The organism is Actinoplanes sp. NPDC051346 (genome assembly GCF_040682215.1).
GTDB lineage: Bacteria > Actinomycetota > Actinomycetes > Mycobacteriales > Micromonosporaceae > Actinoplanes.
The window spans coordinates 145,499-159,699 of sequence record NZ_JBFBAJ010000007.1 but is presented as its reverse complement, the minus strand read 5'-3'; the positions used below and the strand labels follow the sequence as shown (position 1 = coordinate 159,699).

General features: G+C 69.8%; 16 protein-coding genes. 7 read left to right on the top strand and 9 right to left on the bottom strand.

The window, feature by feature from the left end; translation table 11 throughout:
* Together AB0M36_RS19145 and AB0M36_RS19140 are read left to right on the top strand one after the other, a co-directional pair.
* Window positions 1–203, top strand: a 203-nt coding sequence (locus tag AB0M36_RS19145; protein WP_364159174.1) for a hypothetical protein, incomplete at its 5' end; no start/stop codon positions are given.
* A 212-nt stretch (window positions 204–415) separates the two neighbouring features.
* Window positions 416–1,555, top strand: a complete 1,140-nt coding sequence (locus AB0M36_RS19140) for a hypothetical protein (RefSeq protein WP_364159171.1) — start codon at window positions 416–418, stop codon at window positions 1,553–1,555.
* 3 nt (window positions 1,556–1,558) lie between these two features.
* Here the strand turns inward: AB0M36_RS19140 and AB0M36_RS19135 are convergent, their stop codons facing one another.
* Complete coding sequence (locus AB0M36_RS19135) at window positions 1,559–3,418, bottom strand: beta-propeller domain-containing protein (protein ID WP_364159168.1); 1,860 nt, start codon at window positions 3,416–3,418, stop codon at window positions 1,559–1,561.
* Between the two features lie 36 nt (window positions 3,419–3,454).
* Entirely contained in the window at window positions 3,455–3,913 is a 459-nt protein-coding gene (locus AB0M36_RS19130; protein WP_364159165.1) for an Lrp/AsnC family transcriptional regulator, read from the bottom strand.
* Window positions 3,914–3,980: 67 nt separating this feature from the next.
* Here AB0M36_RS19130 and ddaH point away from each other — a divergent pair, with 67 nt between their 5' ends.
* Entirely contained in the window at window positions 3,981–4,808 is an 828-nt protein-coding gene (gene ddaH, locus AB0M36_RS19125; RefSeq protein WP_364159162.1) for a dimethylargininase, read from the top strand.
* A 44-nt stretch (window positions 4,809–4,852) separates the two neighbouring features.
* Complete coding sequence (locus AB0M36_RS19120) at window positions 4,853–5,428, top strand: bacterial proteasome activator family protein (protein WP_364159160.1); 576 nt, start codon at window positions 4,853–4,855, stop codon at window positions 5,426–5,428.
* Here the strand turns inward: AB0M36_RS19120 and AB0M36_RS19115 are convergent.
* The 3 genes from AB0M36_RS19115 to serS all read right to left on the bottom strand — a co-directional run bounded on the left by AB0M36_RS19115 (window position 5,423) and on the right by serS (window position 8,414).
* Complete coding sequence (locus AB0M36_RS19115) at window positions 5,423–6,232, bottom strand: HAD family hydrolase (protein ID WP_364159158.1); 810 nt, start codon at window positions 6,230–6,232, stop codon at window positions 5,423–5,425. The genes AB0M36_RS19120 and AB0M36_RS19115 overlap by 6 nt on opposite strands.
* Complete coding sequence (locus tag AB0M36_RS19110) at window positions 6,232–7,044, bottom strand: Cof-type HAD-IIB family hydrolase (RefSeq protein WP_364159155.1); 813 nt, start codon at window positions 7,042–7,044, stop codon at window positions 6,232–6,234. The genes AB0M36_RS19115 and AB0M36_RS19110 overlap by 1 nt, the downstream gene beginning before the upstream one ends.
* Window positions 7,045–7,151: 107 nt before the next feature.
* A complete protein-coding gene (gene serS / locus AB0M36_RS19105; protein ID WP_364159152.1) occupies window positions 7,152–8,414 on the bottom strand; it encodes a serine--tRNA ligase in 1,263 nt (420 codons plus the stop codon).
* A gap of 74 nt (window positions 8,415–8,488) precedes the next feature.
* On the opposite strand from serS, the gene AB0M36_RS19100 reads away from it, so the two are divergent.
* The 3 genes from AB0M36_RS19100 to AB0M36_RS19090 all read left to right on the top strand — a co-directional run bounded on the left by AB0M36_RS19100 (window position 8,489) and on the right by AB0M36_RS19090 (window position 10,133).
* Window positions 8,489–8,917 carry an OsmC family protein gene (locus tag AB0M36_RS19100; protein WP_364159150.1) on the top strand — a complete coding sequence of 143 codons (429 nt, stop codon included), beginning with the start codon at window positions 8,489–8,491 and terminating at the stop codon, window positions 8,915–8,917.
* Window positions 8,918–8,983: 66 nt separating this feature from the next.
* Entirely contained in the window at window positions 8,984–9,346 is a 363-nt protein-coding gene (locus AB0M36_RS19095; protein ID WP_364159147.1) for a metallopeptidase family protein, read from the top strand.
* Window positions 9,347–9,398: 52 nt separating this feature from the next.
* Window positions 9,399–10,133: an AIM24 family protein gene (locus AB0M36_RS19090; protein ID WP_364159145.1), complete on the top strand. Its 735-nt coding sequence runs from the start codon at window positions 9,399–9,401 to the stop codon at window positions 10,131–10,133.
* A gap of 275 nt (window positions 10,134–10,408) precedes the next feature.
* Here AB0M36_RS19090 and pheA read toward each other — a convergent pair whose 3' ends face one another.
* From pheA to AB0M36_RS19070, 4 genes are all read right to left on the bottom strand, one after another.
* Complete coding sequence (gene pheA / locus AB0M36_RS19085) at window positions 10,409–11,365, bottom strand: prephenate dehydratase (protein ID WP_364159143.1); 957 nt, start codon at window positions 11,363–11,365, stop codon at window positions 10,409–10,411.
* 445 nt (window positions 11,366–11,810) lie between these two features.
* Entirely contained in the window at window positions 11,811–12,062 is a 252-nt protein-coding gene (locus tag AB0M36_RS19080) for a hypothetical protein (RefSeq protein ID WP_364159140.1), read from the bottom strand.
* A 1,136-nt stretch (window positions 12,063–13,198) separates the two neighbouring features.
* On the bottom strand, window positions 13,199–13,588 hold the full coding sequence (locus AB0M36_RS19075; RefSeq protein WP_364159137.1) for an ACT domain-containing protein: 390 nt from the start codon (window positions 13,586–13,588) through the stop codon (window positions 13,199–13,201).
* A gap of 107 nt (window positions 13,589–13,695) precedes the next feature.
* Complete coding sequence (locus AB0M36_RS19070) at window positions 13,696–14,166, bottom strand: hypothetical protein (protein WP_364159635.1); 471 nt, start codon at window positions 14,164–14,166, stop codon at window positions 13,696–13,698.
* Between the last annotated feature and the right edge of the window lie 35 nt (window positions 14,167–14,201).

The following is a 14,201-nucleotide window of genomic DNA, read 5'->3' as shown; positions in this document are numbered from 1 at the left end:
ACGCCGGCTGGGCACAGGACGCCGGTTGGGCGCGGGACGCCGGTTGGGCGCGGGACGCCGGCTGGGCACAGGACGCCGGCTGGGCACAGGACGCCGGTTGGGCGCGGGACGCCGGTTGGGCGCGGGACGCCGGCTGGGCACAGGACGCCGGCTGGGCACAGGACGCCGACGGTCACCAAGAGCTGACGGTCACCAAGAGCTGACCCGTGCGAAAAGCTGGCCAAGCGCGTAAAAGCCGACAGGCGCCAAGAAGCTGGCCGCACGAAGCTGACAAACCCCAGGAAGCCGGCCGAGCGCCAACACCTGGCCACCCAGCGCAGCAACCCGGAACCGCTCCGAAAGACGGGTCGGGAATGAGGCACAGCGGTGACGCGGTCCCACGGCTCGATAGGGTGGCGGGGCGGAGGTGACGATCATGACGGCGGAGAACACTGCTGAACATCCCGAGGGCGTCCTGCTCGATGAGCCGACCACGGCCGATCTGCGGGCCAAGGTGACCGAGGCGTGGCGGGAGTTTGCCGCGGCGTTGGCTGCGCTGCTGCCTACTCTGAACGCCGGGGCGCATGTCGACCTCACACTTGATCCGACGGCGTCCGGCACCGGCACCGCCGTGTACTCGGTGAGTCTTCGGGTGTTGCCCGATGGGGTCATCGAGGCGCTCGCGGTTGGTAACGCTGCGCTGCCCGAGGGTTTCCGGATGGATCGTGCGTCGGTTGCCGATCTTGTCGCGCTGGGTTGGTCGCCGCCGGGGGTGTTGGCTGGCTCGGGTGATTCGTTCGGCCTGCGGACCACCACTGACGCTGCGAAGCAGTTGGGTACGGTGGTTTCTCGGACGTTGCGGGATGTGTACGGCGCTCCGCATCCGGCGTTCCTGGTGTATCTCGTGCATGACGAGGACGATGAGCCGATCGAGACGACGCCGTTGGCCACCGCGCGGCATGAGCCGTCGATCGACGGGGAGCTCAGTCTCGACGATCTCGACGAGGATGGCGTGCTCTCTGAGGCGCTGGCCAATGCCGCCGATGAGGTTGTTCCGCTCGACGAGCGGGTCCGTACGGTGGTGGCGACCATGTCCAAGACCACGGTTGATCAGCTTCAGGTCGACACCGACGGTGACATCGGCATCCGGGCCGGTTCGGCGATGGTGTTCGTTCGGGTTCGGGACAATCCGCCGCTGGTCGATGTGTTCTCGCCGATTCTGACCGAGGTGGAGCCGACCGAGCAGCTTTACGTGAAGCTGTCCGAGCTCACCAATCGCATGCCGATCGGCCGGCTCTACTGCGCGCAGGACACCGTCTGGGCCTCGATCCCCGTCTTCGGCCGCAACTTCCAGGCCACCCATCTGATGCTGGCCGTGCAGGTGATGACCGGGCTCGCCGACGAGCTCGACGACCGCTTGCATGGCGAGTTCGGCGGCAAGCGGTTCTTCGGCGAGGGTGACAAGCCCGCACCGGCGAAGCCCGACGGTGACAAGCTCGCATCGGCGAAGGGCGAGGGCGCCAAGGCCGCGCAGGAAAAGTCAGGCGACGACCACCGCCCCGGCATGTACCTGTAAGGGCTAGTTGGCGGGCACCCAGGCCAATTTCTCCATCGTGGACAGCCGCGACGCTTGCAGGCCGCCGTCTGACATCGTCCACAGTGTGTCGTCGATCACGAGTGAGCGGCGGATGGACGGCTGGCTCACCGTGGCGATCTTGCGCATTTCGGTGTCGGTGACCTGCAATGCCAGGGCGCCGGCGGTGCTCGCGTCGCCGTCGAAGGAGACCGTTGTCATGGGTACGATGAGCAGGTTCGTCGCCGGCCACCAGAGCAGCGCGTGCGGGTCCCATTCGGCGTCGGAGTGACCTCCGGCGATGTGGTGCTGGGCGAGCCGTCGTGGCTTGGCGGGGTCCGAGACGTCGAAGAGCGATACCTGGGTGCCCTGGATCCTGCCGTTGGTGTCGGCTTCCTGCCCGATGCCGATGAGCCTGCCCTCGCCCGCGGGTTGCAGGTGTGCCGAGTATCCCGTGATCTTCAGTTCGCCGGTGACCTTCGGCTGGGCGGGGTCGGCCAGGTCGAGGCTGTAGAGCGGGTCGGTTTGGCGGAAGGTCACGACGTAGCCGCGCGGGCCGAGGAAGCGTACGGAGTAGATCCGCTCGCCCTTGCCCAGGCCGTCGACGGCCCCGGTCTGCACGAGCTTGTCGCCCTCCGGCCGGAGCACGCGTACGGCGGACTCTCCGGCCTGCTCGTTCGTCGTGGCGATGCGCAGGTGCCCGTTCCATTCGGACATCGCGTACTGATTGATCAGGAAGCCGGGGACGCTGCCGGCCGCCGCGTACACCGGGGGTTGGTTGCCGGTGAGGGTGAAGCGGTAGAGGTCGGTTTCCTGGCGGACCGGCATCGCGGCCCGTCCCTTGAACCAGTCGAGGCGCCAGCGCTGGTCGGCGGCGAGGTAGAGGCTGCTTCCGGTGGCGTAGACGGTGTCGCCGTCGGCGACCACGGTGACCGGGTCGCCGCTGCCGAGCGCCGGCTTGGTCAGGTCGAAGGTCAGGACGCTGATCAGCGCGCCGCCGGAGTAATCGGATGGCCGGCTGACCCTTCCGCAGTCCGCCTGGCCCTTGTTGGTGGTGGTGCCAGTGGTGACCTCCCAGGTCGGCAGCCAGGCGTCGACCGATGCGTCGTCGATCGCCGTCCGGTTGGCCTTGATCCGGTCGTCGTCGTCGCCGGCCGAGGGGGTCGGGAAGGTGATGCGCGGGGAGGTGCGCAATACGATCCGGGCGGTGCTTCCGGTGAGGCGGGCGTCGACCAGGTTGCCGTCGCCCCGGTACCGGCTGATGATGCGCGGCGGCCCGGAGATGTCGACGGAGATCAGTTCGGGGTTCGTGGCGGTGGGCATCATCTTTGAGTCGATCCCATATCCGCCCCAGCCGCCGGGGACGAGGACGAGTGCCACGTCACCCGCGAGCAGCAGTTCGACGGGTCCGCCGGCGCCTCGCAGGCGCAGGTCCAGCTTGGCGAGCTGCTTGCGGGTCGCCGCGTTCACCACGCGCAGGGCACCCTGGTCGACCGTGACGATCCGGCGCCCGTCGGTCTTGACGATGTCCGGCTCGTCGGCGTCCTGTTCGTGGTTGTTCGTACCCGAATAGGCCGGTGGGGTTCCCGGCGCCTTGGCGGCCACCCCGGCGCTGTCGGCCATGGTTCGGGCGCCGCCGAGCGCCACCTCGGGCATCGCGTTGGAGCCGGGGAAGCCGTAAGGCCCGACGCCGGCCTTGGCAGCCCGCTTCAGGTCCGCCTCGAGCTGCTTGCACGAGTCGAAGGCGACCAGCCGCATCGGCCCCGGTACGGGCGGCGGCGGGGTCGGGGGTGACGCGTCCGCCGTACACCCGGCGAGCGGGAGTGTGATGGCGAGGGCTGCGTACAGCAGTGGACGGCGAGACATGGGGGTGGGACGCGGGGTTGCCGTCCCGGGTTCCCGCTAATTCGTGGTGGGCACTGGCGTCGGCGTCTCGACCAGCCGGGAGAGCACGACCATGCTGCGGGTCGAGGTGACGAACGGTTCGGCCCGGAGCCGTTCGAGGGCCTGCTCCAGATGTCCGATGTCGGAGGCGCGCAGGTGCACCAGCGCGTCGGCCTGCCCGGAGACCGTGTACGCCCCGACGACCTCGGGATGCCGCCGGGTGGCGACGGTGATCTGGGCGGGGGTGGTGCGACCGGTGCAGAACAGCTCCACGAACGCCTCGGTGGTCCACCCGACGGCGGCCGGCTCGATGATGGTCGTGAATCCCTTGATGACGCCGCTGGTGCGGAGCCGATCGACCCGTCGCTTCACCGCCGGCGCGGAGAGTGAGACCTTGGCGCCGATCTCCGCGTACGAGGCGCGGGCGTCGGCGATGAGCAACGCAATGATTCGCTTGTCAACGGCGTCCATCTGCAATGATTCGCCTCCGACGAGCAAGGGATAGAGCTGTTTCGGTCGTCCCAGCGTACCTACCCTTTACTGCATGAGCTACACGGAGCGCTTGCCGCGAATCAGGACATACCTCATGTGTCCCCCAGAGCACTTCACGGTTGAGTACGCGATCAATCCGTGGATGGATACAACTGTCCCGGTTGATCCCGCTCTGGCGCTCAAGCAGTGGCAGATGCTCCGTGACACCCTGACCGACCTCGGCCACACCGTGCACGTCCTCGAGGCCGTCCCCGGGCTGCCCGACATGGTGTACGCCGCCAACGGCGCTTTCTCGGTCGACGGCAAGGTCTACGGCGCCCGCTTCAAGTATCCGCAGCGCGCCGCCGAGGCCGCCGCCCACCGGCAGTTCTACGTCGGCGGACCGTGGACCTTCGCCGACCCCGAGTACGTCAACGAGGGCGAGGGCGACTTCGCCTACATGCCGGACGCGCACGGTGGTCTGATCCTGGCCGGCTACGGCTTCCGTACGGACCCGGCCGCGCACGCCGAGGCCCAGGAGGTCCTGGGCCGCCCGGTGATCTCCCTGAAGCTCGTCGACCCGGCGTACTACCACCTCGACGTGGCCTTCGCGGCGCTCGACGACCGCAACGTCACGTACTTCCCGGAGGCCTTCTCGGAGTCCTCGCAGCGTGTCCTCGCCCAGCTCTTTCCGGACGCGGTCATCGCCGACCGCGCCGACGCCGAGGCGTTCGCCCTCAACCTCGTCAGCGACGGGCGCAACGTCATCCTCAACAGCGAGTCCACGGCGCTGGGCGAGAAGGTGCGCGCGGCCGGCTACAACCCGGTCTACGTCGAACTGGGCGAACTCAAGCGCGGCGGCGGCAGCATCAAGTGCGCCGTCGCCGAACTGCGTCCCTAGGGGCTGCTGCGGCACGGTGGTCGGTGCGAGGCAAGATGGATCGCATGAGCGACGACACCCGCACCGCAGACAAGCAGGAAGACGGCTCCGTCATCGTGGTGGGCCCGGATGGGCGCCCGATGGGCACGGTGGAGTCCGACGGCACCATGAAGGCTGAGGAGCCGGGCAACCTGATCGAGCAGCCCGCCAAGGTCATGCGGATCGGCAGCATGATCAAGCAGCTGCTCGAGGAGGTTCGGGCCGCCCCGCTCGACGAGGCGAGCCGGGGCCGGCTGCGGGAGATCCACCAGCGCTCGATCAAGGAGCTGGAGGATGGCCTGGCGCCGGAGCTGCAGGACGAGTTGGAGCGGCTGTCGCTGCCGTTCGACTCGGAGACCCCGCCGAGCGAGGCGGAGCTGCGGATCGCACAGGCTCAGCTCGTCGGCTGGCTGGAGGGCCTGTTCCACGGCATCCAGGCGGCGCTGGTCGCCCAGCAGATGGCGGCCCGGCTTCAGCTCGAGCAGATGCGCGGCGGGCAGGGCCGTCCGGCGCTGCCCGTGGGGCCGCACGGCATCATCCCCGGCATGCCGGGTCAGGGCGGCGGCGAGGGCACGGGCGCCAACACGGGGCAGTACCTATAGCCCGTACAGCCGCTCCAGGTATGCCGCGACCCCGTCCTCGTCGTTGGTGAGCGCCACCTCGTCGGCGACCTCCTTGACGGCGGGGTGGGCGTTGCCCATCGCCACGGAACGACCTGCCCAGGCCAGGAGGGGCAGGTCGTTCGGCATGTCACCGAAGGCGATGACCTCGGTGGCGTCGATTCCCTCGCGTTCGCAGAGCCAGGCGAGCCCGGCGGCCTTCGTCACGCCCGCCGCCGAGATCTCCACCAAGGCGGACGAGGACGAGTGGGTCGCCACGGCCAGCTCGCCCAGCGTGCGGCTGACCAACTCGGCGAATTCGTCCGGTTCGTGCCGCGCGGAGCGGGCCAGCAGCTTCACCGCCGGTGCCGTGGTGAGCTCCTCGGGTGTGGTCAGCATCCGCACCGCGTGGTGTTCGGCGTCCCAGCGCAACGGCCACTTTTCCTCGTACCAGAAGCTTCTGCCGTTTTCGACCTCGACGGCGAGCGCGACGTCGGGCACGGCCTCGCGCAGCCGCTTGGTCACGTCGAGCAGGAGTTCGACGGAGAGCGGGGCGGCCCGCAGGATCTCGTCGCTGTCGGGGTCGTAGACCACGGCGCCGTTGGCGCAGACCGCCGGCAGCGGCTCGGCCATCTGGTCGTAGAGCTGGCGCAGCCAGCGCACCGGGCGGCCGGTGACGAGCACCGTGGGAACGCCGCGGTCGTGCAGCCGGTCGAGGACGTCGATGGTACGGGGGCTGAGCGTGCCATCGTCGCGGATCAGGGTGCCGTCGATGTCCGAGGCGACAAGGCGGAATTCAGAATGCATCACCTCGACAGTAGCCGGTCGAGATACACCGCCACCCCGTCCTCGTCGTTGCTCAGGGTCACCTCGTCGGCCACCGCCAGCAGGGCGGGATGCGCGTTGCTCACCGCGACCCGGCTCCAGCCCGCCCAGGCGAACATGGGCAGGTCGTTGGGCATGTCGCCGAAGACCAGCACGTCCGCCGGATCCACGCCGACGGCCTGCGCGACCACGGCCAGCCCGGTGCCCTTGTCCACCCCGGGCGGGCAGATCTCGACGTACTGGAGGCCGGCCTGGGTGACGGTCGCCACGTGCGGCGGGACGATGCGCTGCGCCGCGGCGAGCAGGTCGTCGACGTCCCGCTCGAACGAGCGGGCGAACGCCTTGATCACGTCACCGGTGAGGCACTCGTCCCGGGTCCGCGGCTCGACCGTCACGGGGAAGCGCCAGGTCGGGTCGTAATCGCCCCAGAGCGGGGCGTCGTCGTGCTCGAGCGCCTCCACCATGACGGAGAGCGGCCCGACCTCGGCCTCGAGATTCTGCAGGACGATCGCCAGGTCGCGGCCGGGCAGGCGGGCGCTCCTGAGGAGCTGCCCCTCGTTCTGGTCGACGACCCAGCCGCCCTGCGCGAGCACGAGGAAGTCGGCGTCGCGGATGTCGTTGCGGGTGAGCTCGGTGAGCCGCGGTCCCCGGCCGGTAGCGCCGACGATGCGAATGCCCGCGGCCCGGACCCGGTCCAGGACCTCGTGGGTGTACGCGGACACCGTGTCGTCGTTGCGGACGAGGGTCCCGTCGAGGTCGGTCGCGATGAGCTTCGGCAGACCGGGCTTGGCCATGTGAACCTCCGAGGGTGGCGAACCCCCGCGGAGGGCGGAAGGAAAACGTTACACCGGCCCGGCTACCAGCTGCCATGACTTCTGGTAGCCGGACGGTGTATTGACCGTTAGCGGATGGGTTCGAGCACGTCCCGGCCGCCGAGGTAGGGCTGGAGTGCCTTGGGCACCCGTACCGAACCGTCCGGCTGTTGGTGGTTCTCCAGGATCGGAATCAGCCAGCGGGTGGTGGCGAGCGTGCCGTTGAGCGTCGCGGCGGTCTGCGGCTTGCCGTCGGCGTCCCGGTAGCGGATGTTCAGCCGCCGGGCCTGGAACGTCGTGCAGTTCGACGTCGACGTCACCTCGCGGTAGCGGCTCTGCGACGGCACCCAGGCCTCGCAGTCGAACTTGCGCGAGGCGCTCGAGCCCAGGTCGCCGGCGGCCACGTCGATCACCCGGTAGGGGATTTCGACCTTGGCGAGCATCTCCTCCTCCATGGCGAGCAGCTTGCGGTGCTCCGCCTCGGCCTCCTCGGGCTTGCAGTAGGAGAACATCTCCACCTTGTCGAACTGGTGCACGCGCAGGATCCCGCGGACGTCCTTGCCGTGCGAGCCGGCCTCCCGGCGGTAACACGACGACCAGCCCGCGAACCGCGCCGGGCCGCCGTCCAGGTCGATGATCTCGTTCGAGTGGTACGCCGCCAGCGGCACTTCCGACGTACCCACCAGATAGAGGTCGTCGGCCTCGAGTCGGTAGATCTCGCTCGCGTGGCTGCCGAGGAAGCCCGTGCCCTCCATCGCCTCGGGGCGGACCAGGGACGGCGTGATCGACGGGGTGAAGCCGTGCTCGACCGCCTGGGCGATGGCCATCTGCAGCATGCCCAGCTGCAGCAGGGCGCCGACGCCGGTGAGGAAGTAGAACCGTGAACCCGACACCTTCGCGCCGCGCTCGGTGTCGATCGCGCCGAGCGCCTCGCCGATCTCGAGGTGGTCGCGCGGCTTGTCGATCGCCGGCGGCTCGCCGACCTCGCGCAGCACGACGAAGTCGTCCTCGCCGCCCGCCGGCACGCCGTCCTGCACCAGGTTGGGGAGGGCCATCTGCGCGCGGCGCAAGGCCTCGTCGCCCTCGGCCGCGGCGGCCTCGGCCGCCTTCACCTCTCCTGCCAGCTCCTTGGTCCGCGCGAGCAGCGTCGCGCGCTCGTCGCCGGAAGCCTTCGCGACCTGCTTGCCGAGGGACTTCTGCTCCGCCCGGACCGCCTCGAAGCGCTGGGTGGCCGCCCGCCGCTCCTCGTCCGCGCGCAGCAGCTCGTCCACCTTGTCGGTGGACTCGCCGCGCAGCCGCTGGCTGGCACGGAACGGCTCGGGGTCTTCTCGGAGCAGTCGCAGGTCAATCACGATTGCCGAGCCTACCGGCGTCGCCGATCGGTTCTCACCCCGATATGCCGCCCGGTATGGACTAGCGTCAGGGCATGCCTATTCGCACTGCTTCCGCCCGCTGGTCGGGCAACCTCACCGAGGGTTCGGGAACCGTCAAGACCGGCAAGGGCGGCTACGAGGGGAACTACTCCTTCAAGTCCCGCTTCGAAGAGGGCGAGGGAACCAACCCCGAGGAGCTGATCGGCGCCGCGCACGCCGGCTGCTTCTCGATGGCGTTCTCGAAGGCTCTCGCCGACGAAGGCTTCACCCCCACCTCCGTGGAGACCACCGCCAAGGTCCACATGGACAAGACCGACGCCGGTTTCAGCGTCACCCGCATCGACCTGGAGACGGTGGGCGACGTCCCCAACGTGGACGCCGGCACCTTCGCCAAGATCGCTGAAGCCGCCAAGGAGAACTGCCCGATCTCCCGCCTGCTCTCCCCCGGCGCGCAGATCACCCTGAACGCCACCCTGTCCTGACACAGGCCCCTCCGTGCTCCACCCGCTCCCAGCCGCGCTCCGCGCGGGAAGGGCGGGTGGAGCACAATGGGCGGCGTGCCGGTCGAGATGAGCCGTGAACATTTCGAGGAACTGGTCGGCGACGCTCTCGACGAGGTCCCTCCCGAGCTGCTCCAGACGATGAGCAACGTGGTCATCCTGGTCGAGGACCTCCCGCCCGACGGCACCCTGGACCTGCTCGGCCTCTACGAGGGAACCGACCTGACGAGCCGCGGCTGGGACTACGCCGGCGTCCTGCCCGACCGGATCACGATCTACCGACTTCCGACCCTCGCCGTCTGCGAGACGGAGGACGATGTCATCGACGAGGTCGCGATCACGGTCGTGCACGAGATCGCCCACCACTTCGGCATCGATGACGAGCGGCTGCACGAGCTGGGGTGGGGCTGACCTTGCCGACCGGCCCTACGCTCTGAGACAACACGCCTACAGGAGGACCTTCATGCGCAGCGACTTGTTCTCGGCCGAAAACCTGGAGAAGGAATCGGCCCAGCCGGGCCTGCGGCTCCAGAATTCCAAGCTGCTCAAGGCGGAGCTGAACGGCGAGTTCATGGCCCGCGTCGGCTCGATGGTCGCGTACCAGGGCCAGGTCCAGTTCGAGGCGCTCGGCTCCGGCGGGCTCGGCAAATTCCTCAAGCAGAAGCTGACCGGCGAGGGCGTACCCCTGATGAAGATCAAGGGCCACGGCGACGTTTTCCTCGCCGAGAACGCCGCCGACATCCACCTCATCGACCTCGAGCCGGGCGACGGCCTCTCCATCAACGGCGCCAACGTCCTCGCCTTCGACTCGACCCTCAACTACGACATCAAGATGGTCCAGGGCGCCGGCGCGCTGTCCAACGCGGGCCTGTTCAACTGCGTCTTCTCCGGCCACGGCCGCATCGCGGTGACCACCAAGGGCACGCCGGTGGTGCTGACCGTCGACCAGCCCACGTACGTCGACCCCCAGGCGGCGATCTGCTGGTCGGCCAACCTGCAGACCGGCTACCACCGCGCCGAGCAGCTGGGCCTCGGCACGCTGCTGGGCCGCACCACCGGCGAGCGTTTCACGATGAGCTTCGCCGGCCAGGGCTTCGTCGTGGTCCAGCCCTCGGAGGAACCGCCGGGCGGCCTCGCCGGCGCGGCACAGGGCCAGCAGCAGCCGGGCGGCATCATCGGCAACCTGTTGGGACACTAGATCAAGATCAAGAGCTTTTTGTCGTAGCTCGGTGGGTGGTGCTGACCGCAACTCCCGTCGAGGCCGGGCCCGGAGATCCAATCGCCTAGCGGCTCATGAACGGATCTCCGGACCCTTCATTCTGCGTAAGTGGTCAACCCGCCTCGCTTCGCCTCGGCGTCAGTCGGGCTCGCCGGATCGCGTCGGCGTTGGTGGGGCTCGCCGGATCGCGTCGGCGTTGGTCGGGCTCGCCGGATCGCCTCGGCGTCAGTGGGGCTCGCCGGATCGCGTCGGCGTCAGTACGGCTCGCCGGATCGCAGTCGGCTCAACCAGGCGGCGCTGTCGGCGAAGTCGCCGTTCGTCAGGCCCGGCTGCGACGGCGCCGGCTCCGCCTGGGCCTTCTTGGACCAGCGGTGGCGCGGATAGGACCCGAGGAACCGGACGTCCGCGCAGATCCGGCGCAATCCCTGGAGCGCCTCACCCAGCCGCGGCTCGGCCACATGGCCGGTGCAGTCCAGGAAGAACACGTAGACGCCGAGCTGCTCCCCGGTCGGCCGGGACTCGATCCGAGACAGGTTGATCCCCCGCACGGCCAGCTCGGTGAGCACCGACAGCAGCGCACCGACCCGGTCATGGGCGATCATCACGGCCAGCGACGTCACATCGTCCCCGCTGGGCGGTGCAGGCGGCGCCGGCCGGGAAAGAAGCGCGAACCGGGTCACCGCGTCCGCGTGGTCGGCAATCTTCTCGGCCAACGCGGTAAGACCGTTCCGCGGCACCCCGATCGGCGCGCAGATCGCGGCATCCACCTCCCCCGCCGCAGCGGCGATGGCGGCAGCGGCATTGGAGAGCACGTCGACGACCACAGCGTCGGGCAGGTTCGCCCGCAGCCAGTTGCGGCACTGCGCGGACGCCTGCGGGTGCGCGGCCACCGTGCGGATCGCAGCCGTCGGCATGAGCGAAGCGGAGGCCAGCACGAACTCGACCGGCAGCACCACCTCACGGGTGATAACGAGCGGACTGCCGGTGCCAAGCTCGTCCAAGGTCACCGGCACGGCCCCGCCGACAGAATTCTCCAGCGGCACCAGCGCGGCGTCGGCCTCACCGCCCCGCACGGCCTCGAGCGCCTCGGGAACACTGCGTGCCGGGGTCCGGATGCCGCGCTCGGCGGCGGGTATCGTCCGCAGCGCCTGCTCGGTGAAGGTGCCCTCAGGCCCCAGATACACAAATCGGGTGGGTGGCGTGCCGGGCATCCCCCCACCCTAAGGCCAGCATCGGCCCTCACTCCCGCCCCACCCTCAGGCCAGCAGCGAGCCCTCTCCTGCCCCGCCCTCAGGCCAGCACCGATCCTCCCTCGTGTCCGCCCTCGGTCCGCGTCCCCGCGCGGTCTCCGCCTTGCCGCAGATTGCGCACAGCCCCCTCCCTGCTGTCCGCCCTCGGGCCAGCTCCGGCTCTCCCTCCTGCCGCGCCCTCAGGCCAGCACCGGGTCTCCCTTCTGCCCCACGCTCAGGCCAGCGCCGAGCCCTCTCCCGCCCCGCCCGCCAAGCACATTGCCGGCGTCCATCGCGGTCTCACTCAGTGCATCCATTGCCGCCAGGCGTTGACCCCGAGCCGCCACCTCCGCGCGGCCACCTCCGCGCGGCCACCTCCGCGTGGCCACCTCCGCGCCCCGGCGGCAGGGCGGTGGATCGCGAGGCGTCAGACGCCGCAGGCGAGGATGCGGATTCCCGCGGGTGCGTCCTTGCGCACCCGTTGGGTGCACACGTCCGTACCGACCTCTACCAACTGCAGGGCGGTGGGCTTGCCGGTGGTGACGACGAACAAGGGTTCGAGCTTCACCTCGCCGGACCGAGGAACGATCTCGACGGTGGAAAATTGCCATGAGCCAGAGCAAAAGGGTCCGTCGATGACCTTGATTTCACGATCGGGAATTCCGGCGGTCCCCTTCACCACATTGGTGATCTGAGCAGGGCTCGGCCCGGCAGTGCACCTGGGCACGGACGACGGCCGCGTCGTCGTGCCACCGGTAGGAGGCAGCGCCGCACCCGGCGGAGGTGCGTTAGGCAGCCCGCCCGGGGGCAGCGCGCCTGGAGGCAGCCCGCCAGGAGGCAGCGCGCCCGGGGGTAGCCCTCCTGGGGGCAGTCCACCCGGCGGTAGCCCGCTCGGAGGCAGCCCTCCTGGGGGCAGTCCGCCCGGGGGCGGCGTGGGTAATCCACCCGGCGGCAGGGCGGAACCCGACGCGGAGGCCCCAGCACTGGTTTGCACCAACGGAGGCGCGGTCACCGGAGGGGCGGGCGGCTCACCGCACCCGCCCAGCAGCACCATCCCGCCAGCGATCGGCACCAGCAACGTCCGACTCCGGCGGCGACCAACGTCCCGCACGCGCCCATGGTAGGGCCTCTGCTGCCGGGAAAGGCGGTTTGAGTCGGCAGCGGCGGCCGTCGCCGTCTTCGCCACGCACGCCGCCGCTGCTGACGGCCATGGTTGTCGTATTGCGCAGATTGCGACTCGATCTCCGGCGCCGGCCGCGACGCACGGCGTCGCCCAGACGCCGCGCCGAGTCCTCGGCACTGGGCCCGCCGCAGAGCGGAACTCGGCAGCCGCCGACTCGAGCGCGCCCGGGACGCTGTCGCGGTGGCGCTTGGCCGCCGTATGCGCGCATTTCGACGGCCACCGCCTGAGCCTGCCTCGCTGCTGCCATGCGCCCGGTTCGGTGGAGCGGTCTTGGCGCGGGCTCGGCAATGTCGTGCGCGTGGCTCGGTGGCCGTCTTAGCGTGACGCGGTCACTGTCGTGCGCGCCTCGATGCCGGCCTGCGCGGGTGGACTCCGTCGCTTCCATGAGCGAGGCGCGGTGGCCGTTGTGAGCGTGGTGCGGTCGCTGCCTTGAGCCTGGCGCGGTGGCCGTTGTGAGCGTGGACGCGGTCGCTGCCTTGAGCCTGGCGTGGTCGATGCCTTGAGCGTGGTGCTTGGGCGTGACGCTGTGGCCGTTGTGAGCGCGTGGTGCGGTTGCTGTCTTCAGCGTGGCACGGGTTGGCGCCCCGAGCGTGGTTCGCTGGCCGTCTCGTAGCGCGGCTCAGCGGCCGTCCTCAGACGGCGACTCGGTGGCCGGCGGCCGTGAGCGCGTCCACGGCCTCGTTCAGGCGGACTCGCGGCACCAGCACGTAGTCGGTGTCGTAGGTCGAGAAGGCGATGATGTTCACCCGTGCGTCCGCCAAGGGGCCGACCAGCGAGGCGAGAACGCCGGTCAGCGCGAGGTCCAACGGGCCCACCACGCGTAGGCAGCGCCAGGCGGCCTCGACGGTGGCGTCTTCGGGGACGCGGCTGGTGGGGCAGACGACGGAGATCTCATCGGGTGACCAGGTTACCGAGATGACGCCTTTGTCGTCCGGACCGCTGCTGAGGGAGGCGGGCAGGGGGGTTCCGGCAGGCAGCCGGCACACCGCGTACTCCTCCGGGAGCAGGTCTAGATCGAGCATAAGGGCACACTACGGTCAGGACCCCGTTCACCCCAATGGGTTACCGGTGCGTTGATCGCCACACGAACGATCGGTCGAACGGGGTCGCGACGCGACAGAGGCTGTGCTCAGTAGCGGATCGCGGAGAAGAAAGTCAGGGACGCTACGACGCGGCCGTTCTCCAGGATCGGCGTCGCGATGGCGTCGACCGTGACGTGTCGGTCCTCGGCCGGGGTCTGTATGCGCATCAGGCCGCGGGCGAGGCGCTCGGAGGTCAGCGCCATCAGGAGGGGGATCTTCTCGATCTCCTGCTCCGTCAGGGCGCCGCCGCCGGCGGTGAAGTCGATCAGGCAGAGGGCGCCCTCGCCGCCGAGCAGGGGGCGGCCGACGACGTCCGCGCCCTTGCCGAGGCCGAGCAGGTCACTCGCGGAGGGGGACACGGCGACGATGGTGGCGCTGACGTCGATCACCAGGCACGGCTCGACGGCCTGCCAGACCGTTGCCGCCCACCGGTCGATGTTCGAGACGAACTCCGATTCGTCCGGCGTTCGTGCCTGGGGCACGAACGCTCCCGAGAGTGAGAGCTCGACGTGCGCCACCCGCACCTCCCTGATATCCGTGCCGTCCGGCGGAC